The sequence below is a fragment of the Microvirga solisilvae genome (genome assembly GCF_022808595.1).
Lineage (GTDB): Bacteria > Pseudomonadota > Alphaproteobacteria > Rhizobiales > Beijerinckiaceae > Microvirga > Microvirga solisilvae.
The window spans coordinates 323,678-344,425 of sequence record NZ_JAKUCN010000002.1 but is presented as its reverse complement, the minus strand read 5'-3'; the positions used below and the strand labels follow the sequence as shown (position 1 = coordinate 344,425).

The 20,748-nt window shown below is 62.4% G+C and carries 17 protein-coding genes; 11 read left to right on the top strand and 6 right to left on the bottom strand.

Annotated features, from left to right (window positions below; translation table 11 throughout):
* Positions 1-49: 49 nt before the first annotated feature.
* The 3 genes from MJ639_RS06225 to xylF form a co-directional block, all read right to left on the bottom strand.
* The gene (locus tag MJ639_RS06225; RefSeq protein WP_243369440.1) at positions 50-829 is read right to left on the bottom strand and encodes an ATP-binding cassette domain-containing protein; all 780 of its coding nucleotides are present in this window, start codon (positions 827-829) and stop codon (positions 50-52) included.
* 15 nt (positions 830-844) lie between these two features.
* Positions 845-2,143, bottom strand: coding sequence for a sugar ABC transporter permease (locus tag MJ639_RS06220; RefSeq protein WP_243369439.1), 1,299 nt, complete (start codon positions 2,141-2,143; stop codon positions 845-847).
* An 83-nt stretch (positions 2,144-2,226) separates the two neighbouring features.
* On the bottom strand, positions 2,227-3,273 hold the full coding sequence (xylF, locus tag MJ639_RS06215; protein WP_243369438.1) for a D-xylose ABC transporter substrate-binding protein: 1,047 nt from the start codon (positions 3,271-3,273) through the stop codon (positions 2,227-2,229).
* Between the two features lie 227 nt (positions 3,274-3,500).
* Between xylF and MJ639_RS06210 the strand changes: the two genes are divergently transcribed.
* From MJ639_RS06210 to MJ639_RS06185, 6 genes are all read left to right on the top strand, one after another.
* On the top strand, positions 3,501-4,709 hold the full coding sequence (locus MJ639_RS06210; RefSeq protein ID WP_243369437.1) for an ROK family protein: 1,209 nt from the start codon (positions 3,501-3,503) through the stop codon (positions 4,707-4,709).
* 76 nt (positions 4,710-4,785) lie between these two features.
* A complete protein-coding gene (gene polA, locus MJ639_RS06205; RefSeq protein WP_243369436.1) occupies positions 4,786-7,833 on the top strand; it encodes a DNA polymerase I in 3,048 nt (1,015 codons plus the stop codon).
* A gap of 16 nt (positions 7,834-7,849) precedes the next feature.
* Complete coding sequence (locus MJ639_RS06200; protein WP_243369435.1) at positions 7,850-8,338, top strand: GNAT family N-acetyltransferase; 489 nt, start codon at positions 7,850-7,852, stop codon at positions 8,336-8,338.
* A gap of 63 nt (positions 8,339-8,401) precedes the next feature.
* Positions 8,402-9,112 carry a glutathione S-transferase gene (locus MJ639_RS06195; RefSeq protein WP_243369434.1) on the top strand — a complete coding sequence of 237 codons (711 nt, stop codon included), beginning with the start codon at positions 8,402-8,404 and terminating at the stop codon, positions 9,110-9,112.
* Positions 9,113-9,186: 74 nt separating this feature from the next.
* Positions 9,187-9,474, top strand: a complete 288-nt coding sequence (locus tag MJ639_RS06190) for a hypothetical protein (RefSeq protein WP_243369433.1) — start codon at positions 9,187-9,189, stop codon at positions 9,472-9,474.
* A 194-nt stretch (positions 9,475-9,668) separates the two neighbouring features.
* A complete protein-coding gene (locus tag MJ639_RS06185; RefSeq protein WP_243369432.1) occupies positions 9,669-10,982 on the top strand; it encodes an adenylate/guanylate cyclase domain-containing protein in 1,314 nt (437 codons plus the stop codon).
* A gap of 27 nt (positions 10,983-11,009) precedes the next feature.
* Here MJ639_RS06185 and MJ639_RS06180 read toward each other — a convergent pair whose 3' ends face one another.
* The gene (locus tag MJ639_RS06180; protein ID WP_243369431.1) at positions 11,010-11,801 is read right to left on the bottom strand and encodes a class II glutamine amidotransferase; all 792 of its coding nucleotides are present in this window, start codon (positions 11,799-11,801) and stop codon (positions 11,010-11,012) included.
* Positions 11,802-11,971: 170 nt separating this feature from the next.
* Here MJ639_RS06180 and MJ639_RS06175 point away from each other — a divergent pair, with 170 nt between their 5' ends.
* Positions 11,972-13,378 carry a sodium:proton antiporter gene (locus tag MJ639_RS06175; protein ID WP_243369430.1) on the top strand — a complete coding sequence of 469 codons (1,407 nt, stop codon included), beginning with the start codon at positions 11,972-11,974 and terminating at the stop codon, positions 13,376-13,378.
* Between the two features lie 115 nt (positions 13,379-13,493).
* On the opposite strand, the gene MJ639_RS06170 is transcribed toward MJ639_RS06175, so the two are convergent.
* Positions 13,494-14,588 carry an NAD(P)/FAD-dependent oxidoreductase gene (locus tag MJ639_RS06170; RefSeq protein WP_243369429.1) on the bottom strand — a complete coding sequence of 365 codons (1,095 nt, stop codon included), beginning with the start codon at positions 14,586-14,588 and terminating at the stop codon, positions 13,494-13,496.
* 125 nt (positions 14,589-14,713) lie between these two features.
* Between MJ639_RS06170 and MJ639_RS06165 the strand changes: the two genes are divergently transcribed.
* A complete protein-coding gene (locus MJ639_RS06165) occupies positions 14,714-15,373 on the top strand; it encodes a hypothetical protein (RefSeq protein ID WP_243369428.1) in 660 nt (219 codons plus the stop codon).
* A gap of 55 nt (positions 15,374-15,428) precedes the next feature.
* Here the strand turns inward: MJ639_RS06165 and MJ639_RS06160 are convergent, their stop codons facing one another.
* Positions 15,429-17,039 carry a phosphoenolpyruvate carboxykinase gene (locus MJ639_RS06160; protein WP_243369427.1) on the bottom strand — a complete coding sequence of 537 codons (1,611 nt, stop codon included), beginning with the start codon at positions 17,037-17,039 and terminating at the stop codon, positions 15,429-15,431.
* A gap of 528 nt (positions 17,040-17,567) precedes the next feature.
* Here MJ639_RS06160 and MJ639_RS06155 point away from each other — a divergent pair.
* The 3 genes from MJ639_RS06155 (at position 17,568) to MJ639_RS06145 (ending at position 20,662) form a co-directional block, all read left to right on the top strand.
* Positions 17,568-18,272: a response regulator transcription factor gene (locus MJ639_RS06155; protein ID WP_243369426.1), complete on the top strand. Its 705-nt coding sequence runs from the start codon at positions 17,568-17,570 to the stop codon at positions 18,270-18,272.
* Between the two features lie 81 nt (positions 18,273-18,353).
* The gene (locus MJ639_RS06150) at positions 18,354-20,207 is read left to right on the top strand and encodes a sensor histidine kinase (RefSeq protein ID WP_279306526.1); all 1,854 of its coding nucleotides are present in this window, start codon (positions 18,354-18,356) and stop codon (positions 20,205-20,207) included.
* On the top strand, positions 20,204-20,662 hold the full coding sequence (locus tag MJ639_RS06145; RefSeq protein WP_243369425.1) for an HPr kinase/phosphorylase: 459 nt from the start codon (positions 20,204-20,206) through the stop codon (positions 20,660-20,662). The genes MJ639_RS06150 and MJ639_RS06145 overlap by 4 nt, the downstream gene beginning before the upstream one ends.
* Positions 20,663-20,748: the final 86 nt, after the last annotated feature.

The following is a 20,748-nucleotide window of genomic DNA, read 5'->3' as shown; positions in this document are numbered from 1 at the left end:
AGACTGTCGTCCCGGGTTCTGCTATGCAGCCCCGGGATGACCGCCTTCTTCAACTCGCGCCCGGTCCCGGCGTTGCACTGGGCGGGCATTTGCCGAGGATGATCATGCCGAGCACTTCGTCCTGCGTGACGTCCTGCACCTTGGCGGATCCCACGAGCTTGCCGTTCTTCATCACGCTCACGCGGTCGGCGAGGCCGAACACATCATGGATGTCGTGGCTGATGAGGAAGATGCCGATGCCTTCCTTCTTCAGCTGCAGCACGAGATCGGCCACCTGCTGCGTCTCGGCGGGGCCGAGTGCGGCTGTCGGCTCGTCCATGATCAGTACTCGGGCATTGAAGTAGATCGCGCGCGCAATCGCCACCGATTGACGCTGACCGCCGGAGAGCGCTTTCACCGGCTCCTTGAAACGGCGGAAATGTGGGTTGAGACGCGCCATCACCTTGCGTGTTTCCGACTCCATCGTCGCATCGTCGAGCGTGCCGTAGGGCGTCAGAACCTCGCGGCCAAGGAAGATGTTTCCCGCCGCATCGATGTTATCGGCGAGCGCCAGCGTCTGATAGATCGTTTCGATGCCGAACTTCTTGGCATCGCGCGGGGTGGAAATATCCGCGTGCTGGCCGTTGACATAGATCTCGCCCGCATCCGGCTTGTAGGCGCCGGAGAGGATCTTGATCAGCGTCGACTTGCCAGCGCCATTGTGGCCGAGCAGGCCCACCACTTCGCCGGGGCGCAGATCGATGGACACGTCGTCCACGGCCTTGATGCCGCCGAAGGCGATGGAGATGTTGCGCATCTCGACGAGAGGCGTCGTTCCATTGTTGTGCATGATACGCGTCCTCTCTTACTTGATGCGACGGCGATAGAGACCGTCGACCCACACCGCCAGCACGAGAACCGCGCCGACGACGATGTTTTGGAGCGGCGTATCGACACCGAGCAGCACCATGCCTGATTGCAGCGACTGCATGACGAGCGCGCCGAGCATCGCACCGGCAATCGTGCCGATGCCGCCAGCAAGCGACGTGCCCCCGATCACGGCAGAGGCGATCACGTAAAGCTCGTCGAGCGTGCCGGCTGCGTTGGTGGCAGCATTCAGGCGCGCGGTGGAAATGCACGCGGAGATGCCGCAGAGCAGACCCATGAGGCCGAACACCTTCATCAGCGTCCAGCGGGTATTGATGCCTGACAGTTCAGCCGCTTCCGGATTGCCGCCGATGGCGAAGACATAGCGGCCGAAGCGGCGGCGTGTAGCGATGAAGGTCATCACCAGACCGACGATCACGGCGATCAGCACCGGCAGCGCGACGCCCTGCGGGATGAACAATCCGCCTTCGGGCCATGTGATGCCGCGAGCCTCGGCCCAGGCGCGGGCCGTGCCCATGGGCATGGGATAGGAATTGGCGATGGTGGCAGCCGCCAGCACCGCGCCGCAGGCAACGAAGGCGATCACCGCATCGGCCCAGCCCGGACGCACAGGAAAGCCGAAGCGCAGGCGACGGCGGCGCGAGAGCCCGAGCCCGATGATGATGAGGCCGCAGGCAATGGCCGCGATCACCCATGTGGCGGTCGCGCCGAGCGCGCCTTCGACACCGCCGCCGAACGCCTTGAAGCGCGTATCCATCGGCGCGACGGTCTGACCGGTCGTGACCCACCAGGCCGCGCCACGCCACACGAGCAGGCCGCCGAGCGTGACGATGAAGGAGGGAATGCCGAGATAGGCGATGAGCCAGCCTTGGAAGAGACCGATGGCTCCACCGACAGCGATGGCGAGCAGCACCGCGAGCGGCGCGGTGAGCCAGTGCTCGAGCCCGAGATAGGCGGGCAGCCACTGCACCTGCGCGACGCCGATGATCATGCCCGTGACGCCAAGGATCGCACCGACCGACAGGTCGATGTTGCGGGTCACGATCACGAGCACCATGCCCGTTGCCATGATGGCGACCGAGGCGGTCTGCACCGACAGATTCCAGAGATTGCGCGGCGTCAGAAAAACGCCGCCGGAGAGAAGATCGAAACCGAGCCAGATCACGGCGAGGGCCGCCAGCATGCCGAGCATGCGTACATCGATCTCGAGCTTCGAGAGAAGCGAGCCGGATGTGCTGCTGGGCGGCGGCGCGGTTGTGGCAACAGGTGCGTTCATGACGTCACGCAAAAAAGAAGTTCAATGAGAAAGACCCTTCCCGGCAGGCTTGCCGGGAAGGGCTGATCGAGGACTAAGCTGTCTTAGTTGCAAGCTGCAACCGAGCCGGCCTTCACGCCCTGGCAGACGACTTCCTTGGAAGCCCAGCCGGCCTTGATGACCACATCGAGGTTGTCCTTCGTGATCGCCACGGGGGTGAGGAAGAGAGCAGTCATGTTCTGCTTCTTCGGGCCGAGGTTCCACGGCTTCGCGCCCTGGATATCGGCGAGCTTCTTGCCGCTGGCGAGCTGCACCGCGATTTCGGCGGCGTTGCGGCCGAGTTCGCGAGCGTCCTTGAACACGGTCACGGTCTGCGTGCCGAGCGCGACGCGGTTCAGAGCGGCCTTGTCGGCGTCCTGGCCGGAGACCGGCACGGTGCCTGCGAGGCCCTGTGCGCTCAGAGCTGCGATCGCGCCACCGGCAGTGCCGTCATTGGCGGCGATCACGGCGTCGATCTTGTTGTTGTTCTTGGTGAGGAACTGCTCCATGTTCCGCTGCGCGTTGGCCGGGAGCCAGCCATCCGTGTAGGCCTCCCCGACATTCTTGATCTTGCCGGAATCGATGGCGGGCTTCAGCACTTCCATCGAGCCCTGGAACAGGAAGTTGGCATTCGGATCAGCACCCGAGCCCTTGATGAAGGCATAGTTGCCCTCGGGCTTCAGCTTCAGCACTTCACGAGCCTGGAGACGACCCACCTCGACGTTGTCGAAGGTGAGATAGAAGGCCTGCGGGATTTCGATGAGGCGGTCATAGCCCACGACCGCGATGCCCTCAGCCACGGCCTTCTCGACGGCGGGGCGAACGGCGTCCGCGTCCTGCGCCAGAATGATCAGCGCCTTGGCGCCGCGGGAGATCAGGCTTTCGATATCGGTGAGCTGCTTGGCAGGCGAAGACTGGGCGTCGGCCGACACATAGGTGCCGCCGGCCTTCTCGACCGCAGCCTTGATGGCGGCTTCGTCGGTCTTCCAGCGCTCTTCCTGGAAGTTCGACCAGCTGACGCCAACGACCGGACCCTTGGCCTGCGCGAGGGCGGCAGAAGTCGAAAGGGCCAAGGCGGCAAGGCTGATGAGAGCGTGCTTCTTGAACGACATAGATTTCCTCCTGGGCCCGGAATTCCCTGCAAGGCCCTGTGCTTATGGCAGGCTGTCTCTCCTTGGCGGATCAACGAACGTTGGCTCACGCTGCCATGCGTTATATTTCGAGCGGGGAAATAATTATCCCACTCAACCTTGCGTTCAAGCGGCCCCTCTCTCATTATTTGGTCGGATAGCCTTTTTATCCCACGGTGATTTATTCGTTGCGTGAATAAATAAGCGCCATGACCACATTGTCCCTCTCCCCCCGCGAAACCGCCCGGCGGCGCCTTCTGGACGCTTTGCGCCGGGAAGGACCCATGGCGCGGGTGGAGATCGGCCAGCATATCGGCATGAGCCCGGCGAGCGTCTCGGAGCTGACGGCGAGCCTGCTGGATGAGGGCATCCTGGTGGCGGACGAGGCGGCGGATCAGAGCCCAGGCCTCATCCGAGGCCGCCCCAAGACACGCCTGTTCTTTGCCGATTCGCTCGGCTGTGTGATCGGCGTCTGGACCGGCTTCAACCGCATCGAACTGCGCCTCGTGGATAGCGCCGGCCGCAACCGGGCGAGCCGCCATATCGAGCGGCCCCTGCGCAGCCTCGGGGCCGAAGAGCTGATGGATGTTCTGGCGCAGACCATCACCGCTTTCGCCAGCGAGACCGGCGCAACCAACGTGAAGGCCATCGGCCTTGCGTGCCAGGGCTATGTGGATACCCGCGATGGTGTCGTAGCCTGGAGCCCGGTGCTAGGCACCCGCGACTTGCCCCTTGCGTCAGGCTTAAGCGAACGGCTCGGTAAGCCGGTGCTGATCGAGAATGACGCCAGCGCCATGGCATTTGCCATCGCCCAGCTCAATCCCGATTTTCGCTCAGGCCGCACCGCCTGCCTGATGGTGGGCGACGGTGTCGGCATGGGATTTCTCATCCAGGGCGAGTTGTATCGCGGCGCGCGCTTCGGCGGCAGCGAGTTCGGCCATGTGCGCCTGCGCCGGAGCGGACCGCAATGCCGCTGCGGCGGGCGCGGCTGCATCGAGGCCTATCTTGCCGATTATGCCCTGCACCGGGACGCGCAGCTTATCGACCACCGCCCCGCCCCGACCCTGCTGCTGCCGGGCGAGGAGGCCATGGGCACCATCGTCGAGCAGGCCCGCGCGGGCGAACCCGCCCTGCTCCATCTCTTCCAGGAAGCCGGCGAGGTTCTGGGCGATGCGGTGGCCATCCTGATCCAGACTCTGGAGCCCGACCATATCGTGATCTGCGGCCCCGGCACCCGGGCCATGGACCTGCTGCGCCCCTCCTTCGAGGCCGCCCTCGAATCGCAGACCATTCCGGAACTCCGGGCGCTCGCCGCCATCCACGTGGTCGAATCCTCCCTGGATCTCCTCACCGAGGGTGTGGTGATGCAGGCGCTGAGGGAACTCGATCTCGATTTGGCGCGCCTCAAGGCTGCATAACGAAGCCGTGGACGTAGCCATCGGGCCCTGAAAACACTATTTGTAGCGGGTCGAATTCTCTCAAGCTCCGAGACCCATGGCTTCCTCCCGTCCCGTCCAAGCCGGCGACCACATCTTCCTCGTCGACGGCTCCTCCTTCATCTTCCGGGCCTACTTCCAGTCCATGAACCAGGACCAGAAGTACAATACCCGCAGCTCGGACGGCATGCCGACGGGGGCCGTGCGCCTGTTCGTCACCAAGCTGCTGCAATTCATGCGCGACGGCGCAGCGGGATTGAAGCCCACGCATCTCGCCATCGTGCTCGACAAGTCCGAGGGCTCGTTCCGCAAGGAACTCTACGAGGATTACAAGGGCCACCGCCCCGACGCGCCGGAAGACCTGAAGGTGCAGATGCCACTCATGCGCGAGGCGATCCGCGCCTTCGGCCTGGAGCCTGTGGAGTTGCAGCGCTACGAAGCGGACGATCTCATCGCCACCTATACGCAGCAGGCGAAGGCGCGCGGCGCGGACGTGCTCATCATCTCCTCCGACAAGGATCTAATGCAGCTCGTGGGCCCGAAGGTCTGCTTCTACGATTTCGAATCCGGCTCCAAGGGCAAGCCGGGCTACCGCCCCGAGCGTAATCTCGATGAAGCCGCCGTCACCGAGAAGTGGGAGGGCATCCCGCCGGAAAAGATCGGCGACGTTCTCGCGCTCATGGGCGACACCTCCGACAATGTGCCGGGCGTGCCCGGCATCGGTCTCAAGACCGCAGCCCAGCTGATCAAGGAATACGGCGATCTCGAGACGCTCTTGGAGCGCGCGAACGAGATCAAGCAGCCCAAGCGCCGCGAAACGCTGATCAACAACGCGGAGGCCGCGCGCCTCTCCAAGAAGCTCGTGACGCTCGATTGCGAAGCGCCGGTGCCCGTGCCGCTCGACGATCTGCGCATGCCCGAGCCCGATGCCAAGACGCTCGTCGGCTTCCTGAAAGCCATGGAGTTCAGCACGCTCACGCGCCGCATCGCTGAAATCTACGATGCTGATCCCGCCGCGATCGAGCCGGACCCGCGCTTGATGCCGGGCGGCGAGGCGATCAAGTGGGAGCGCAGCGGCGGATTTGCCGGGGCGGCGGCTGAACCTCCGCTCTTCGAGAAGGGCGATGCGGTTTCGGGCGATGTCGATCCCTTCGCGGGCATGGATCTTCCGGAGACGGGCGCTGCGCGCAAGCCTGTTGAGGGCGTCGGCACGCCGTCGCAGCTTGCGGGCAAGCGCGCGACGGAAGCGGCATCCGTTCCCATCGACACATCGTCCTATGAGACGATCACGGATCTCGCGCGCCTGAAGGAATGGGTCGCGCAGGCAACCGCGCAGGGTTATGTCGCCGTCGACACGGAGACGAGCGACCTCGATGCGAACCGCGCGGACATGGTCGGCTTCTCTCTTGCGCTCGAGCCCGGCAAAGCCTGTTATGTGCCGCTGCAGCACCGCGATGAATCCGATCTCTTCGGCGGCGGTCTCGTGAAGGGACAGATCCCCGTCACCGACGCGCTCGATGCGATCCGTCCGATGCTGGAGGATGCATCGATTCTGAAGATCGGGCAGAACCTGAAATACGATTGGATCGTGTTCAAGCGCCACAACATCGATGTGCGTCCCATCGACGACACGATGCTGATCTCCTACGTGCTCGATGCCGGCAAGGGCTCGCACGGCATGGACGAATTGTCCCGGCGCCATCTCGGCCACGCGCCGATCAGCTTCTCGGATGTTGCCGGCACAGGCCGCAACAAGGTGACCTTCGACAAGGTGGAGATTTCCAAGGCGACAGCCTACGCGGCGGAAGACGCCGACGTCACGCTGCGTCTCTGGCAGGTTCTGAAACCCCGCCTCGTCGCGGAGCATCGCGCCACCGTCTATGAGACGCTGGAGCGTCCGCTCGTCGATGTGATCGCGCGCATGGAGATGCGCGGCATTCTCGTGGACCGGCAGATCCTGAGCCGCCTCTCAGGCGATTTCGCGCAGACGCTTGCGCGTCTCGAAGACGAGATCCACGAGATGGCGGGCGAGAAATTCGCGCTCGGTTCACCGAAGCAGATCGGCGACATTCTGTTCGGCAAGATGGGCTTGCCCGGCGCGAAGAAAACGCCGTCCGGCCAATGGGCGACGCCCGCGACCCTCCTCGACGAGTTGGCGCAGGCCGGTCATGAGCTGCCCGCGAAAATCCTCGAATGGCGTCAGCTCTCGAAACTGAAATCGACCTATACGGATACATTGCAGGACCACATGCACCCTGAGACCAAGCGGGTGCATACGTCCTTCTCGCTTGCAGCCACCACCACGGGACGTCTTTCCTCGTCCGATCCCAACCTGCAGAACATCCCGATCCGGACAGAAGCGGGCCGCAAGATCCGCAAGGCTTTCGTCGCGCCCGAGGGACACAAGATCATCTCGGCGGATTACAGCCAGATCGAGCTGCGCCTGCTCGCCCACATCGCCGACATTCCGCAATTACAGGAAGCGTTCGCGAATGGCGTCGACATTCACGCGGCAACGGCGTCGGCCATGTTCGGCGTGCCGCTCGACCAGATGACGTCGGATCTGCGCCGTCAGGCTAAGACCATCAATTTCGGCATCATCTACGGCATCTCCGCTTTCGGCCTCGCCAACCGCCTCGGCATCGGCAACGCGGAAGCCTCCGCGTTCATCAAGCAGTACTTCGAGCAGTTCCCCGGCATCCGCAACTACATGGACGAGACGAAGCGGTTCTGTAAGGAGAAAGGCTTCGTCACCACGCTGTTTGGGCGCGTGTGCCATTACCCGCAGATCAAGTCGTCGAACCCGTCCGAGCGCGCGGGCGTGGAGCGTCAGGCGATCAACGCCCCAATCCAAGGCACCGCCGCCGACATTATCCGCCGCGCCATGATCCGCATGGAAGAGGCGCTCAAGGCCGAGCGCCTCTCCGCACGCATGCTGCTTCAGGTGCACGACGAATTGGTATTCGAAGCGCCCGACGACGAGGTGGAGGCAACACTGCCCGTGATCTCCCGCGTGATGACGGAAGCCCCCTTCCCCGCAGTGACCCTGAAAGTCCCGCTCGCCGTGGAAGCCCGTGCCGCGCAGAACTGGGACGAGGCACATTAAGACGGAAGCTGCTGATATGGAGCGCTCGCCGCTTCGCGTGCGCAGGGCGGCCGCTGAGGATGCCGAAACGCTCTTTCGCTTCACATCCGGCCTGATCGAGGATCACCTTCCCGGTCAGACGCCTTGGGTCTCAGTGAAGGATATCGAAGAGAAAGGCTTCGGCGCCGATCCTCTATTCGAGGCTCTGATTGCCGAGCGCGAGGGACAACCTGTCGGCTTCGTCTCGTTCTTTCGCGGCTATGCGGGCTGGCGCGGCAAGCCCATGGGCATCGTTCATGCACTTTATATTCTGCCGGAAGAGCGCCGCTCCGGCGCGGCGCGCTTGCTTATGGCGGCCGTTGCGCGGATCGCGCAAGAACGTAGCTGGATTCGCATCGAGCTTTTCGTCGAAGAAGGCCGCCCCGCCATCCGCTTCTACGAATCCATCGGCATGCGCGATCTCCACCACAGACATTACAGGCTCGAAGGCGAAGCCTTGGATCGGTTGGCGCAAGACGGCGTTTGAAATCCTCAATCAGCGCTCCACTCTTTTCGTGCGACGGAACAACAAAGAGAGCGGGAGCAGCACATGGCCTACGAACTCTACTACTGGCCGACGATTCCGGGACGCGGCGAGTTCGTGCGGTTGGCGCTCGAAGAGGCGGGAGCCGATTACATTGATGTGGCGCGCCAGCCTCGTGGCATGGATGCGCTGATGAAGCTCATGGACGAGGTAGAGCAGCCGCCCTTTGCCGCTCCCTTCCTGAAGGATGGCGACACCATCATCGGACAGATGGCGGCGATTCTGCTCTATCTCGGCGCACGGCATGGCTTGGCGCCGAAGGATCCGGCGGGCGGATTGTGGACGCATCAGATCCAGCTCACCATCGCCGATATCGTGGCGGAGGCTCACGACACGCATCATCCCATCGGCATCGGCCTCTATTACGAGGATCAGAAAGAAGAGGCGCTGAGGCGCTCCGCCGAATACCGCAAAGAGCGCATCCCGAAATTCTTCGACTGGTTCGAGACGATCATCGCGCGCAATCCGTCCGGCAGCGGATATCTCGTCGGGCGCTCGCTCACTTATGCCGACCTGTCGTTGTTCCAGGTCGTGGAAGGTCTGCTCTACGCCTTTCCCAAGGCGACGAAGCGCGTGCTCAAGCAGACACCGAAGGTCGCGGCCCTTCACGAAGCTGTCGCCCGGCGCCCCCGGATCAAAGCCTATCTCGAAAGCCCGCGCCGCATCCCCTTCAATGAGGACGGCATCTTCCGGCGCTATCCGGAACTCGACGGTTAACCTTATCCGGCAACGATCCCTTAAACAGCTCTGCGCGATGGAAAGCCTCGGAGATATCGCGCAAGGAGCCATTGATGCTGAATAGAACGGACACCGTAGCCAACCGCCTCTGGCGCGACCGGGTTCAGCTGCGCGAGCAGGAGCGCAACGAGGCGCAGGCCCGCCTGCGGATCGCGGAGGAGAAGGCCTCTATCCTCATGGCGGAGAATGACCGTCTCATTGCCGAGAATGCCCGACTGCGCGCGCTCCTCAACCCGGATTCGGACGGCCCTCAGGCCCAGGCCGAGACGCAGCTGCAGATGAAGGCCCTGAAGGACGCGCTTCTGCCGCTTCTGTCGGAGGGCAACAATTCGGTGAACTAAGGCTTTAGCCGCTTTGCTGGCAGAGTGCGCCTACAAGAAGAAAATACCTCCTTTGCGTCCAAAAACCTTCAGCTTCATCTTGATTTCATCAGAAACTGTATAACATATTGACCCTGGGTCAGTTTCCATAGGTTCGAAGCCGCCGGTTTCGGACAAGGACTCGCAGAAGGTCCTTTCGGGAAGCGGGGTCACGGATGAGACGCAGAACGGCGACAATCCTGGCCAGCGACGTCGTGAGCTTCTCACGGCTGGTCGCTGAGGATGAGGAGGGCACGCTCCGGAGGCTGACAGCCTATCACCGGGCTTGCGAAACCTTTATCGCCCGCCATGGCGGGAGGATCTTCAATACGGCGGGCGACTCGATCATGTGCGAGTTCGAAACGCCCTTGAAGGCCGTCCTCGCCGCCATCGACATCCAGGAGGCGATCAGAGCACGCAACCTGTCCCACCCGCCCCATCGCTGGCTTCAGCTTCGCATCGGCATTTCCATGGGCGAGGTCACTGAGCGCAACGGCGACCTTCTCGGCATGGCGGTCAATCTTGCCTCTCGCCTCGAAACGCTCGCGAAGCCCGGCGGTGTTTGCGTTTCGCGAGCTGTCCACGAGGCGGTTGCAAGCGAGGTTTCGGTGCCCTTCGTCGATCTCGGCGAGCGGGCGGTGAAAAACATTCCCGCCCCGATACACACCTTCGCCATCGCATGGCCGGGAACGGAGATCGAGGCGGAAGCGGCGCGCCCGGTACCGTTCATGAATCGAAAGACGGCTCTTTGGCTCGGCGGCGCATGCCTTGCTCTGATCCTGCTGGCCGGAGCGGGCCTGATCGGCAGGCATCTCGCCTTGTCCGCCGCGCACCCGGTTGCCTCTATGGCCAATCCTTCTCCCGCTCAACAGGTCGCGCAAGGGCTCGTGCTGTCGACCAATCCTGCGGAAACTTTCTCCAAGGTCTCGCAGAAGGGCGGTCTGGTCGAGGATGCAAAATCCGCGCCGGGTCTTTATTACAAAGCTCTGCTCTTCGAGGCGAAGGGCGAAATCTCCGGGGCTCATCGCGCCTATTACAACCTCGCCCGCATGGGCCTGGAATTCATCGATCCTCACCTGCGCTATGCCGCCCTCGTGCGCGAGCATGAAGGCCCGGCCATGGCGCGCCAGGTCTATGCCGAACTGCATGAGGATGCGCCCACCCGCGCCACCGCCTTATTGCATGCGCTGCAATTCGATGCGATGGAGCGGGAGGCGAAACTCAGGGCCCTTGTGAAGGAACATCCCGATTTTGCGCCAGCCCATTACTTCCTGGCCGAAGAGCATGCGGAAGAGCGGCTTGGCGTCTGGTATTCGCAGAAAGATCGTCAGATCGAGCTTGCGTCTCTCACCGCGTTTCTGAAAGCGCATCAGGAAGGAAAGCTCGACGATTTCTTCCTCGATCATGCCTTGGTGATGGAATGGGTCGAACAAGCCCGCGACAAGCGCGATCAACTGGAAGACCAGCTCACGAGCGCTTCGGCAGGATAGATGAAAACTTTCGAATGGTGAGTTCGATCAGGCCGCGAGCTGCGCCATCGCCTCGTTGAGGCAATGCACGGCAACGGGCTGGCCTGCGCGCGCCACGAGGCTGCAGCCCTTCGGCACCTCGCGCCAGCCGCGCGTCTTGTCGTCGATGGGCTCGGAGACCACGAGCAGGCTGCCCTTCTCCTCGCGGAAGTAGAGCGTCGGCGGCTTGGCATCGCAGGCCCAGCGATAGGCCCAAAGGTTCTCGCCGTCGGTAAAGGCCGCCGTGAAGCGAAGCGCCTCGTCGATGCTGGCCTCTTCCATGAGGCCGCGGATCTGCTTGAGAGTGCGCGCCATCGCGCTCACCGGCTCATTGGCGAGGCCATTGGACAAAGCCACGAGGAAGATCGCCTCCGAATCCGTGGTGCCCTGGCGACGGTCATAGAGCTCGTCCGGGATCATGGCTTCGAGCTTGCGCTTGATGCGGTGATAGCCGCCGATCTGGCCGTTATGCATGAAGAGGTAGCGGCCATGGGAGAAGGGGTGGCAGTTCGCCCGTGTCGTCGACGTGCCGGTGGAGGCGCGCACATGGGCGAAGAAAAGGCCGGAGCGCACCTGCTCGCAGAGGCTCCTCAGGTTTTCGTCGGACCAGGCGGGGCGCACCTCGCGGTAGATGCCGGGCTCGCTCCGTTCGCCGTACCAGCCGATCCCGAAGCCGTCGCCATTGGTCTCCGTCTTCGCTTCCGTTGCATGGAGCGACTGGTGGACCAGCGAATGCGCGGGAGCGCAGACGAGTTCATCGAGGAAGATCGGCTCTCCCCGGTAGGCGAGAAAGCGGCACATCGGCTCACAACCCCAGGCCAAGCAAGATTTTGTAATCTTGTTGTATCTTCTTTCGTTCAAGGTGAATAGCCGGTTAACGCTCTAGCCATTGCGAGGAGAAAAACCTTCCCTTAAACCGTGTCCATAACATCACAGAGCCGCCGGAGAGCCGGCCGGGGGGAAACCAGATCATGCTTCGCATCTCGAGCACGGCGCTCGCCGCCGCCCTGACCCTTCTGCCCCAGGCAGCCTTCGCCGCCGAACTCGACGGCGCGGCCTTGAGCACCCTCTGGGCGCTGCCTTTCGCGGGCATCCTGCTCTCCATCGCGCTCTTCCCGCTGCTCGCCTCCCATTTCTGGGAGCATCACCAGGGCAAGATCGCCGCCGTATGGGGCCTGCTGGTGCTTTTGCCGATGGCGGCGCTCCTTGGACCATCGACAGCGGTCCAGGCCCTCACCCACACGGCGCTGCTTGAATACGTTCCCTTCATCCTGCTGCTGCTTGCGCTCTTCACGGTCGCGGGCGGCATCCTGGTGCGCGGCAACCTGCACGGCTCACCCGGCACCAACACGATGCTGCTGGCCATCGGCACGGTACTCGCAAGCTTCATCGGCACTACCGGCGCCTCCATGGTGATGATCCGCCCCGTGCTGCGCGCCAACGACGACCGCAGGCACAATGTGCATGTGATCGTGTTCTTCATCTTCCTGGTCTCGAATATCGGCGGCTCGCTCACGCCGCTGGGCGATCCGCCGCTCTTCCTCGGCTTCCTGCGCGGTGTCGACTTCTTCTGGACCACCACGCATCTCTTCCCCGAGACACTGTTCGTGAGCGGCATCCTGCTCGCGCTGTTCTTCGTGGTCGATACAGTGATCTACCGCAGAGAAGGCCACGTGAAACCGGACCCGACGCCCGACAATCCGGTACGCGTGACGGGCGGCATCAACTTCCTGCTCATTCTCGTCATCATCGCCGCCATTCTCATGAGCGCCACGGTGGACCTCGGCCGCCTCACCGTGCTGGGCTCGGAGATCGAACTCGCCAACGCGCTTCGCGATCTCATCATGATCGCGGTGACGGTCACCTCGCTCAAGCTCACGCCAAAGGCGAACCGCGCGGAAAACGGCTTCTCCTGGGGGCCGATCAAGGAAGTGGCGAAGCTGTTTGCCGGCATCTTCATCACCATCATCCCGGTTCTCGCCATGCTGAAGGCAGGTGCGAACGGAGCCTTCGCGCCACTCGTCGCCCTTGTGACGAACCCGGATGGCACGGCGAACAACGCTGCCTATTTCTGGCTCACGGGCGGCCTGTCCTCGTTCCTCGACAATGCGCCGACCTATCTTGTGTTCTTCGAGCTCGCCGGCGGCAATCCGCAGGCGCTGATGACCACGGGCGCACTGACGCTCACCGCCGTTTCGGCCGGCGCCGTGTTCATGGGCGCGAACTCCTATATCGGCAACGCGCCCAACTTCATGGTCTATGCGATTGCCCGCGAAGGCGGCGTGAAGATGCCGAGCTTCTTCGGCTACCTGCTGTGGTCGGGCGGCATTCTGATACCGGTCTTCCTGATCACGACGCTGCTGTTCTTCAGGGCGTAATTGAAATGTATCATCCCGGACGCCTATAAGGCGATCCGGGATCGTCCTCCGAATAAGGCGCTATTCTCGTCACGCGATCCCGGATCGGCTTCACCGTCCGGGATGACGCCTTTCTTCAAGCACCCAACCGCTCCACCACATCCTCAGCAATCGACAGACAGGATGTCAGCCCTGGGCTTTCGATGCCGAAGAGATGCACGAGGCCGGCAAGTCCATGCTCCGTCGGCCCGTCGATCATGAAATCCGCGGCCTTTTCGCCGGGGCCTGAGAGCTTTGGGCGGATACCTGAGTAATCCGGCATCAATGCACCATCCGGCAGCCCCGGCCAGTAGCGGCGGATGAAGGCGTAGAAGCTTTCCGCGCGTGATGGCTCGACTTCGTAAACCTCGGCCTCGACCCATTCCACATCGGGGCCGAAGCGCATGCGTCCCGCAAGATCGAGCGTCACATGCGTACCAAGGCCACCATCGACCGGCGCGGGATAGATGAGGCGTGAGAAGGCAGGCTTTCCGAGACAGCCGAAATAATTGCCCTTGGCGAGCACGAGCGGCGGCACACGCTCGTACGCATAGCCCTCCGTTGACCTCGCAATGACTTGCGCACCCAAGCCCGCTGCATTCACCACCGCATCGACAGCGATCTCCGAGGGCTCCGCGCCGCCCACATGCACATTCCATCCCGATCCATTCCGCGCGATCCGCTCGACAGGGGCATGAAACCCGATCATACCACCTGCATCTTCGAGATCGCCTTGCAATGCCAGCATCAGGGCATGGGAATCGACGATGCCGGTTTCGCGCGAGAGCACTGCGCCGGTGCAGAAGAGGTTCGGCTCCAGCGCCCTCGCCTCTTCGCCACTCAGGAAAGACAAGCCTTCGACGCTATTGGCGAGGCCCTGTTCGTAGATGCCCTCGATCTTTGCCTGTTCGAGATCGTTCGTCGCCACGATGAGCTTGCCGCACTTTTTGTGCGGCACACCGTGGCTCTCGCAGAATTCGTAAAGCATGCGCCGCCCGGTGACGCAGTGGCGCGCCCGCAGCGATTCGGTCGGGTAATACATGCCCGCATGGATCACCTCGCTGTTGCGCGAGGACACGCCATTGCCGATGCCGCCGGTCTTCTCAGCCACGATCACGCTATGACCGCGCAACGCAAGAGCGCGGGCAATCGCCAATCCCACAACGCCGGCACCGATGACGAGAATGTCCATGCTCATTGCTTGTCTAAGTGAAAAGGAAGTGTGGGAGATGCTTATTACACTCAAGTCCGTTCATTGACTCGTTACAAGACATCGATAAGGCTCTATATTCCTATGCCATCCTCATCCAGGCTCTTATGACAAATCCGATCTCGATGCTCCCTGCCGGTATCGTTACCGATCTCGCGGAGATTTCTACCCAGCTGCATCAGCAGATCGCTGAAGCGATCCCGCTCGATCCTTCTGCCTCCTCCTATCCAGATTACTTCTCCGAGTTTGTGAGAACACATCTGAGCCGCTCTCCAGGCAAGGTTATCGTCCTCCCAGCAAATACCGAAGTAGCAGGCGATCTCGTGCTGAATAACGACGCGCCATGGAACAGCAATGGGGATGTCACGGCAATCGTGGTCGAAGGCGACCTCACCATCCATGGTAATCTCTTGAACTTGAACCTGAACGACGGACCCATGCTGTTCGTGACAGGAACGCTTCAGGCGCACAACCTCATCAAAGGCGGCAGCTATATCCTGGTGCTTGGCGATCTTCAGGCGCAGGGGATCGTTGTCGGCGAATACAATGACGGTGTGATCAGAGTAGGCGGCCGCATCGAAGCTCAGGCAACTCTTTCAATTGATCATGACGTTCATGCGCGAAAGGGCATAGAGGGCGCCTATCATGATTTCGAGGAAACGATCTGGGAAGAAGCACTGGTACCGGAAGTCATGGAGGATGAGATGCCGACGGGTCTGCTCATTCTAGAGCACTTGAAAAAGGGCCGATCCATTTTCATCGATTAAAAGCAAAACGGCGGCCCAAGAGCCGCCGTTCTTTTATTCGAGCAGAAGCGTTGGTTTAAGCCGCAATCGACATCTGCGGCGCGGCCGAGCGCACGTCGGAATCGACATGGTTCTCGAAGCGCTTGAAGTTCTGGTTGAACATGTCGATCAGGCGCTTGGCCGTCTCGGCGAAGTCCGCTTTGTTCTGCCAGGTCTTCACCGGATACAGAATATGTGGCTCGACGCCGGGCACCGAGGTCGGCACCGCGAAGCCGAAATAAGGATCGCGGCGGAAGTCGGCGCGGTTGAGCGAACCGTCAAGCGCAGCCGTCAGCAGGCGGCGCGTGACGCGGATCGGCATGCGGCGGCCGACACCATACTTGCCTCCAGTCCAGCCCGTGTTCACGAGCCAGCAGTCAACATGGTGCTTGGCGATGAGATCGCGCAGCAGGTTGCCGTATTCCGACGGATGACGCGGCATGAAGGGCGCGCCGAAGCAGGTGGAGAACGTGGCCTCCGGATCCTTCACGCCCTTCTCCGTACCCGCCACCTTCGCGGTGTAGCCGGAGAGGAAGTGATACATGGCTTCCGCCGGCGTGAGCTTGGCGATGGGAGGCAGAACGCCGAAGGCATCGCAGGTGAGCATCACGATGTTCTTCGGAATGCCCGCGCGACCTGTGGCGCTCGCATTCGGGATGAAGTCGAGCGGATAAGCGCAGCGCGTATTCTCCGTGCGTGACGCATCGTCGAAATTCGGCACGCGGGTAACGGGATCGATGATCACGTTTTCCAGCACCGTGCCGAAGCGCTCTGTGGTGGAGAAGATTTCCGGCTCCGCTTCGCGCGACAGGCGGATGGTCTTGGCGTAGCAGCCGCCCTCGAAATTGAACACGCCGTTCGGGCCCCAGCCATGCTCGTCGTCGCCGAGCAGGATGCGGTTCGGATCGGCGGAAAGCGTCGTCTTGCCGGTGCCGGAGAGACCGAAGAACACGGCCACATCGCCGTCATGGCCCACATTGGCGGAGCAATGCATGGGCATGACTTTTTGCGCCGGCAGAACGTAGTTGAGATAGGTGAAGACCGACTTCTTCATCTCGCCGGCATAGGACGTGCCGCCGATGAGCACGATCTTGCGGGAAAAGTCGCAGGCGATCACCGTCTCCGAGCGGCAGCCGTGACGGGCCGGATCGGCCTTGAAGGACGGCAGGTCGATGATGGTGAGGCCCGGCACGTAATCCTTCAGCTCGCCTGCCTCGGGGCGGATGAGCAGGTTGCGGATGAAGAGCGAATGCCAAGCGAATTCCGTGAACACGCGCGCCTTGACCCGGTAAGCCGGGTCGGCGCCGCCATAGAGATCCTGCGCGAACAGCTCCTTGCCCTCGGCATGGGCCAGGAAGTCCTGCAGCAGGGTGTCGAAATGGCCGGGGGTGATGGAGCCGTTATTGTCCCACCACACGGTGCTTTCCGTGGCCTCATCCCGGACCACGAACTTGTCCTTGGGCGAACGGCCCGTATGGATGCCTGTTTCGGCCAGGAGAGCGCCGCCCTTCACGAGCTGGGTCTCGGCCCGTTGCAGGGATTGTTCGTAGAGGGCAGGAGCCTCAAAATTCCAGTAGACCTTTTTGAGATTGCGGAAGCCGATAGCCTCCGCGCCTTGAGCGCTGTTGAAGACGCCGATGTTATCCACGGAAGACTTCTCCTGGTCGACGACCTCTCGGGCGGATAGGCCGCTTCGCGATGGCCGTCATGGTGTTGCCGTCAGGCTGAGCCGGGCACCGCCCCGCAAACCCGCCTGAATTAAGGTTTTTTAGGTCAGCAGGCTTTGCCGTCAACCGGCGCATTCCATGGCATTCTATTTTAGCCGGCGCTAGACCAACGGGGGTGCTCCACCTGGATTTCCGGCCTTTCCCGCAGGGTTCTTTAGGCGAATTGACGGAACCGCCTTCCCTCGTGCAATGCTTCCAGGCTCGGGCTGATGGATAGCCGTCTCGGCATTTTTCGGAGGCAGCAAATTGCTCAGCCCCGTTCATCCCCGGTTGAACCGAAGCCCCTTAAGCACCACTATCGGAAGGCCCAAGCCCTGGTAAGCGGCTGTGGGCAACCATATTTATGCCACGAGTAAGGCGCAGTTGGGCACACTTTGAGGCCGACTGCGTTATCGAACGATACGTCTCGCGACCATCGTTCGTGTCAAAGCTTTAGCAGGGAAGAGTTCATGCCCACGATCGCCCTTGTCGATGACGATCGCAACATCCTGACCTCCGTCTCGATCGCTCTCGAGGCGGAAGGCTACCGCATCCAGACCTATACCGACGGGGCTTCGGCCCTCGACGGCCTGAAGCATGCGCCGCCGGATCTTGCCATCTTCGACATCAAGATGCCGCGCATGGATGGCATGGAGCTTCTGCGCCGTCTGCGGCAGAAATCCGACCTGCCGGTGATCTTCCTGACCTCGAAGGATGAGGAGATCGACGAATTGTTCGGCCTCAAGATGGGCGCGGACGACTTCATCCGCAAACCTTTCTCGCAGCGCCTTCTGGTCGAGCGCGTGAAGGCGGTTTTGCGCCGCTTCGCCCCCAAGGACCAGAATGCCGGCCCCACCAAAGAAGCCGATGCCAAGGCCCTGGAGCGCGGCCAGCTGAAGATGGACCCGGAGCGCCACGCCTGCACTTGGAAGGGCGAGCCCGTGACGCTCACCGTCACCGAGTTCCTGATCCTGCAGGCCCTTGCCACCCGTCCCGGCGTGGTCAAGAGCCGCAACGCGCTCATGGACGCGGCCTATGACGATCAGGTCTATGTGGACGACCGCACCATCGACAGCCACATCAAGCGCCTGCGCAAGAAGTTCAAGGCGGTTGACCAGAGTTTCGAAATGATCGAGACCCTTTACGGCGTCGGCTATCGCTTCAAGGAAGCATGAAGCCTAGCCTTGTAGAGGCAACAGACAACCGGGACACATGACGCGGGCCGAGCGATGCCGGGCCGCGTCCGAATGAGTGGCATGAAGGCTGATCCCATCCACGCCGAGGCGGTGACCGACGATCCGCCCGAGCCTCGCGGCCTCCTCGCACGGCTGAAGAATTTCGGCCGCATGCTCTCGCAGCGCGCCTCGTCGAGCCTCACACGCCGCATCGTCGTGCTCAATCTCGCTGGCCTCGTCGCCCTGCTCGTGGGCTTTCTCTATCTCAATCAGTTCCGCGAAGGCCTCATCGAAGCGCGGGTGCAGAGTCTTCTGACGCAGGGCGAGATCATCGCCGGCGCCATCGCCAGTTCCGCCACTGTTGAAACCAACACCATCACTCTCGATCCGGACCAGCTTCTGCAGATGCAGGCGGGCGAGACCGAACGGCTCAACGACGAGAGCCTGACCTCTCTCGAATTCTCCATCAATCCGGAGCGCGTGGCACCGCTGCTGCGCCGCCTCGTCACGCCCACGCAGACCCGCGCGCGCATCTTCGACCGGGACGGCCTTCTGCTGCTCGATTCCCGCAGCTTCTATTCCCGCGGCGACATCCTGCGCATGGAACTGCCGCCTGTGGCGAATGTGGAAGACACCACGAGCTTCATGGAGCGCACCTGGAACTCCATCCGCAAGATGTTCCGACGCACGAGGCGACCTGTTCTGGAAGAGGCGGGCCCTGCGAATGGCAGGTCTCTTGCGGAGGTGCAGCAAGCCTATTCGGGCCAACAATCGAGCGTGGTGCGCGTGAATACGCGCGGCGAGACCATCGTGTCGGTCGCCGTGCCGATTCAGCGTTTCCGCACTGTACAGGGCGTGCTGCTGCTCTCGACGCAGGAAGGCGACATCGATGCCATCATCGCGTCCGAGCGTTTCGCATTGCTGCAGGTCTTCCTCGTGGCAGCAGTGGTGATGATCGTGCTGTCGCTCTTTCTCGCAGGCGCCATCGCCGGTCCCGTGCGACGTCTTGCGGAAGCCGCCGAGCGCGTACGCTGGGGCACCAAATCGCGCCAGGAAATTCCGGACTTCACCAATCGCTCCGACGAGATCGGCCACCTCTCCGGCGCGCTGCGCGACATGACGAAAGCGCTCTACAACCGCATCGATGCCATCGAAAGCTTTGCCGCCGATGTGGCGCACGAATTGAAAAATCCGCTCACATCCTTGCGCAGCGCCGTGGAAACGCTGCCGCTCGCCCGCAGCGACGAGTCGCGCGGCCGTCTCATGTCGATCATCCAGCACGATGTGAGGCGTCTCGACCGTCTCATCAGCGACATCTCCGACGCTTCGCGCCTCGATGCGGAATTGGCACGCGCCGATGCGGAGCCGGTGGACATGGCGCGCCTGCTCGAAGCGGTGGTGTCGGTGGCGAACGAGCGCCGCCAGGAGCGCGATCCGCTGATCGCGCTCTCCATCGAAAACCACCCGCGCGGGCGCGACGCGTTTCTGGTGATCGGCCACGACAGCCGCTTGGGCCAGGTGTTCAACAACCTCATCGACAATGCCCGCTCCTTCTCGCCGCCCGATGCATCGGTGCGCGTGACCCTGCGGCGGCGTAAGGTAGAGGTCGAGATCCTGGTGGAGGACAGCGGGCCTGGCATCGAGCCCGATGCCCTCGACCGGATCTTCGAGCGCTTCTACACCGACCGTCCCGAGCAGGGCTTCGGCCAGAATTCGGGCCTCGGCCTCTCCATCTCCCGCCAGATCATCGAGGCCCATCGCGGCACAATCCGCGCCGAGAATCTCCCCGGCCCCCTGGATGAGGAAACCGGCGAGCCGACGCGCCTAGGCGCCCGCTTCATCATCCGCCTGCCCACGCCCGAGAGCCCCAAAGGCAAAAAGGACCAAGGCAAGAAGGAACAAGCCAAGAAGGCCCAGGGAGCGAAGGCGTCTTGAGCGGCCCTGAGGAAACCATCCACGCCTCCTGCGTCGTCATCGGGGAGGCCGGTGTCCTGATCCGGGGCCGCTCCGGCTCCGGCAAGTCGACACTGGCGCGGGAAATGGTGCTCCATACCCTACAGGCAGGCCGCTTCGGCTGCCTCGTGAGCGACGACCGGACCCGCCTGCGCGCCGAGCATGGCCGACTGCTAGGAGGTCCCGTGGAGCCGCTTGCTGGTCATCTGGAAATCCATGGCTTGGGGATTGTCCGCCAACCTTACGAGCCTTCCGCTGTCATCCGCTTGGTGATCGACCTCTCCGAGGACCCGCCACGCTTTCCTGAGGCCGAAGATGGTAACATTGTTCTATGCGGCGTCATGATCCCTCGCATCCGGATGCGGGCGGGGGCAAGTTTTGCAAGCATCGCGCTGGGCCGCCTGAGCGGCGTTTGCGACACGATCTTGACACTGTGATGAACTTTTCCTCTCAATGCTCTTGCGCTCGGCTTCGCGCTGCACAAAATAGCGGCTCCGCTCTCGGAGCGTTTGGACCTGGAACA